Annotated in this window: 4 protein-coding genes; all 4 read left to right on the top strand. The window is 57.3% G+C overall.

Going from position 1 to position 4,814, the window contains the following annotated elements; translation table 11 throughout:
• The coding region (locus WIH05_RS00240) for an ATP-binding protein (protein WP_337424800.1) at positions 1 to 688 on the top strand (688 nt) is incomplete at its 5' end.
• Positions 685 to 1,623 carry a GerMN domain-containing protein gene (locus tag WIH05_RS00235; protein ID WP_022273143.1) on the top strand — a complete coding sequence of 313 codons (939 nt, stop codon included), beginning with the start codon at positions 685 to 687 and terminating at the stop codon, positions 1,621 to 1,623. The genes WIH05_RS00240 and WIH05_RS00235, both read left to right, overlap by 4 nt.
• Positions 1,624 to 1,669: 46 nt before the next feature.
• Complete coding sequence (locus WIH05_RS00230; RefSeq protein ID WP_337424799.1) at positions 1,670 to 4,027, top strand: DNA internalization-related competence protein ComEC/Rec2; 2,358 nt, start codon at positions 1,670 to 1,672, stop codon at positions 4,025 to 4,027.
• Positions 4,028 to 4,103: 76 nt separating this feature from the next.
• A partial coding sequence (locus WIH05_RS00225) for a cytochrome c biogenesis protein CcdA (protein ID WP_337424798.1) occupies positions 4,104 to 4,814 on the top strand: 711 nt, incomplete at its 3' end.

Raw genomic sequence — 4,814 nt, 5'->3', positions numbered from 1 at the left:
ATCCAACGTGTCCCACGAGCTGAAAACGCCGATCACCTCCATCCGCGTTCTGGCCGATTCCCTTATGAGCATGGATGAGGTCCCCAAAGAGCTGTACCAGGAATTTATGGGCGATATTTCCGATGAGATCGACCGGGAGAGCAAGATCATCGATGATCTTCTGACTTTAGTGCGTATGGATAAATCCTCAGCAGAGATCAATATTACCCAGACCAATATCAACGCTCTGGTGGAGATGATCTTAAAACGGCTCCGTCCCATTGCCAGACGGCGGAACATTGAGCTGATCTTCGAGAGTATCCGGGAGGTAACGGCGGATATCGATGAGGTGAAGTTTTCCCTGGCCGTCAACAATCTGGTGGAAAATGCAGTCAAATACAACCGGGAGGACGGATGGGTGCGAGTCACTCTGGACGCGGACCACAAGTTCTTTTATATCAAGGTCTCGGATTCCGGCATCGGGATCCCGGAGGAATATAAGGAGCGGGTATTCGAGCGGTTCTACCGGGTGGATAAGGCCAGATCCCGGGAGACCGGCGGCACAGGCCTGGGACTTGCAATCACCAAAAGTGTGATCTTTATGCACCATGGGTCCATCCAGGTGGAGAGCAAGGAGGACATCGGCACCACCTTTACGGTGAAGATCCCGCTGATGTACATCCCGTCCACAGGAAAGGAGAAGCCATGAAGCAGTTAAGGATATTTTTTGCGGTTTCCCTTCTGGCAGTCCTGCTGGCTCTGTGCGGCGGCTGCAGGCGGACGGATGAAATACCGGAGGGAGTGCCGGAGTATACGGTATATTATCTAGATTCCCCGGGACTTAAGCTGGTGGGGAACAGCATCGGGATGGAAGGAACGGACCAGGAAGCGCTGGTCCAGGAGCTTCTTTCCAGAATGGAAACAGTCCCGGCAGAGATGGACTGTCAGAGCGCCATTCCAGAGCGGGTGGAGACCATTACCTTCCGGATCGAAGAAAATGTGCTGTATCTGTTTGTGGATGCCAATTATGCGCTGATGGATTCAGTACGGGAGATCCTGTGCCGGGCGGCCCTTACGAAAACGCTGACCCAGATCCAGGGCATTGACTATCTGAGTATTTACTGTGCCGAGCAGCCCATTGTGGACGGCACAGGAAATCCTGTGGGGATGCTTTCGGCCTCAGATTTTGTTGAGGGGATCCGGGATGTGAACAGCTTTGAGAAAACGGAGCTGACCCTGTATTTTTCCAATGCTGCCGGAGACGGGCTGGTGGAGGAAAAACGGGAGGTGATGCGCAATACCAACACTTCCCTGGAAAAGCTCATAGTGGAGCAGCTGATCGAGGGGCCCAGGGAGCCGGATTCATATCCGACGCTTCCCCCGGATATGAAGCTTTTAAACGTGATGGTGAGTGAATCCGTCTGCTCCATCAATCTGGATTCCGCATTTTTGAACAATAGCCTGGAGGTGAGGGAATATATTCCCATTTATTCGATCGTGAATTCACTTTCAGAACTTCCCACGGTCAGCCGGGTGCAGATCCGCATCAATGGCTCCCAGGACGCGGTCTTCCGCGACAAGATCCCTTTAAATACGGTGTTTGAGAGAAATTTTGAATACATGGAGGGAGGAGAAAAAAATTAACAGGCCTTTGCTGTATGCAACGGGGGGACTGGTACTTGGAGAGACGATGGCCCTTTTTCTTACAGCAGACCAGGGGTTTTTCTGGCTGGCAGCCATGCTGGCCGTCCTTTGCTGCGTCCTGTCCGGAAGCTTCCGGAGGGGAGCGGCAGGGGGCGGAAGCGGGACGCCGGCTCTTTTTTTACATGGAAAGGCGGGACCATGGCTCCGGTATGGACTGGTAGCGGCCGGATGTATCCTTCTGGGCTTTGGTCGTATGAAGCTGGAGATCCGGGAGCGGGTCCTGGAGGAGCAGGCGGCCGCGGAGCGGAGGGAGGAGCCCCTGGTCATAGAAGGCCAGGTGGAGGAGATCGGAGAGACAGACTACGGATACCGGCTAATGGTATCCGACTGTGAGGAGTACGGACCGGAAGCCCGCAGGATCCCCCGGCGCATGTACTGCTATACGGATCGGGCCGATGGACTGAAAATAGGAATGAGGATCCGGGCAGAGGGGACCATGGAGGCTCCGGAGCCGGAACGGAATCCAGGCGGCTTCGATCACAGGTCCTTCTGCCGGGCGAAAGGGATCGGCGGGATCTTCCGGGCAGACCGGACAGCGCCGGCTGGCCCCGGATACAGCCGGTTCCGGGAGGGGATCCGTCAGATACGGCTCTGGCTGGAAAGACGTCTGGACCAGCTGGCCTCCGGCACAGACGGAGGGATCCTGAAGGCAGTGCTTCTGGGAGACCGGTCGGATATGGACCAGGAGATTTACGAGTTATACCGGAAAAACGGGATCTCTCATGTGCTGGCCATCAGCGGTCTCCATGTGTCCATCCTTGGACTTGGACTATGGAAGGCCTTAAGAAGGTGCGGCTTTGGGTTTGCGGCGGCCGGCGGGGCAGCGGGAGCCTTTCTGTTCTGCTATGGGCTCATGACCGGCTTCGGGCCGTCGGTGGTGCGGGCTGCGGCCATGTGCGGGCTCTCCTTTCTTGCAGCCTTTCTGGGCCGGACCTATGACCTTATGTCAGCCCTGTGTATTCCAGCCCTGGCGCTTTTGTGGTCCCGGCCCTGTCTCCTGACCCAGGCGTCCTTCCAGCTTTCCTTTCTTGCAGCAGGAGCCGTGGCCTTTCCCGGCGGTTTCCTCATCCGGCGCTTTAAAGCCCGCAGCTTATTCCAGACGCTTCTTGTGAGCGCCTCTATCCAGGCGGCCACGGCTCCCGCCGTCCTGTATCACTCCTTTGAGCTTCCGCTATACGGGATCTTTCTGAATCTGTTAGTGATCCCTCTGATGACGTATGTGGTGGTTTCTGGCCTGCTGGGACTGGCGGCTTCCTTATTTTCCATGAAGGCGGGAGCCGCCCTTCTGGGAGGGGCCCACTATATCCTGGGACTTTATAAGGCCATGGGAGAGGGGACACAGAGGCTTCCAGGGGCCAGCCTGGTGGTTGGGCGGCCGTCTCTGACGGCCATGGTCCTGTTTCTGGCCGGAGCTTTTCTGGGGATCCTTCTGGCTTCCCGGATCCTGGAACAGAGGCGGAGCCGGCCCCAGGCTTTCCTGATCCTGTGCCTTTTCTGGGCCGGGAGCGTGTTTTTCTTTTTTCCGCCGCCCCGGAAGGGGCTGTCTGCCGTATTTCTGGATGTGGGCCAGGGGGATGGGATCTTTCTGTCCTGCGGAGGAAGGACCATGCTGATGGACTGCGGCAGCAGCCAGGAAAAGGAACTGGGAAAGGACTGTCTGGTGCCCTTTTTAAAAAGCCGGGGCGTGGACCGGCTGGATACAGTATTCATCAGCCATGGAGACTGGGATCACATAAGCGGGATCCGGTATGCGCTGGAGGAGCCGGGCTGCGGGATCCGCATCGGCACGCTGGTGATGCCGGAGCCGGGAAAGGGAAAGGATGTTTATGCAGAGCTGGCCTGCCTGGCAGACAGCCGCGGGATCCCGGTGGTCTACGGAAAACGGGGAGATGAGTTTTCCGGGATCCTGGGACCGGAGGTTTCGATCCGCTGCCTTTCGCCGCCGGAGGGAGGGGACTATGGGGACCGGAACGATGAATCGCTGGTGGCAGAGATCCAGTATGGGGATTTTCGTCTGCTGCTGACGGGGGATGTGGGAAAGGAGGGGGAGGAAAAGATGAGGGAGGCCGGCCTGCTGGCCCCGGTGACGGTGCTGAAGGCCGCCCATCACGGATCGGGAACCTCCTCCGGCCGGGAGTTTCTGAAGGCTGTGGATCCGGCCTTTGCGGTACTCTCCTGCGGCCGGGAGAACCGGTACGGCCATCCGTCTCCGGAGGTCGTAAAGGCACTTAAAGAACAGGGGGCCCGGATCTGGGACACCCGGGAGCGGGGAGCCGTCATGGTCTGGACCGATGGCCGTACCATGGATATTTCCGGATATCTTGACAGCCGGAAGGGTATCTGATATCTTTAATATCATGACATCGGGGGCGGAAGCTCTCTGCCCCTGTGGATATCATATTATTTATGGAGGAAAGATCATGGGATTTTCAATGGACATCAGCGTGCCGGTGCTGACTGTATTTTTACAGGGACTGCTGAGCTTTTTCTCGCCATGCGTACTGCCGCTCCTGCCCCTTTATATCGGATATCTGTCCGGAGGGACCGCAAGGCGCGGAGAGGACGGACGGATTACTTATGAGCGGAAGAAAGTGATGCTCCACACCGTATTTTTTGTGCTGGGGGTCAGCTCGGCATTTTTTATCCTGGGGCTGGGAGGCTCGGCCCTGGGCCGGTTCTTTAAGGGGAACCAGGCCATGTTCGCCAGGATCGGAGGGATTTTTGTTGCTGGCTTCGGCCTTTACCAGCTGGGGATCTTCGGACCCTCCAGGCTCCTTTCCAGGGAGCACCGGCTGCCGTTTTCTGTGGGAACGGCTGCCATGTCTCCTGTAACAGCCTTTCTGCTGGGCTTTACCTTCAGCTTTGCATGGACGCCCTGTGTGGGACCGGCTCTGGCCAGCGTTCTTTTGATGGCAGCGTCGGCGGCCACCCAGGCCAGGGGCTTTCTCCTGATCGGAGTTTATACGGCCGGGTTCGTCCTTCCATTCCTGGCAGTGGGGATGTTTTCCACCACGCTTCTGGATGTGTTTAAACGTCATGGGAATGTGGTCACCTATGCAGCCAGGGCCGGAGCCGTGCTGATGATCCTCATGGGCGTGATGATGTTTACGGGAAAGATGAATTCCATCACC

The organism is Alitiscatomonas sp. (genome assembly GCF_037242085.1).
GTDB classification, from domain to species: Bacteria; Bacillota; Clostridia; order Lachnospirales; family Lachnospiraceae; genus Alitiscatomonas; species Alitiscatomonas aceti.
The sequence above is the reverse complement of the archived record's forward strand: the minus strand, read 5'-3'. Positions and strand labels throughout refer to the sequence as shown.

Excerpts from the sequence above, each read along its gene's own strand:
- WIH05_RS00235 (WP_022273143.1), top strand. The coding sequence starts at position 685 with ATGAAGCAGTTAAGGATATTTTTTGCGGTTTCCCTTCTGGCAGTCCTG.
- WIH05_RS00230 (WP_337424799.1), top strand. The coding sequence starts at position 1,670 with ATGGCCCTTTTTCTTACAGCAGACCAGGGGTTTTTCTGGCTGGCAGCC.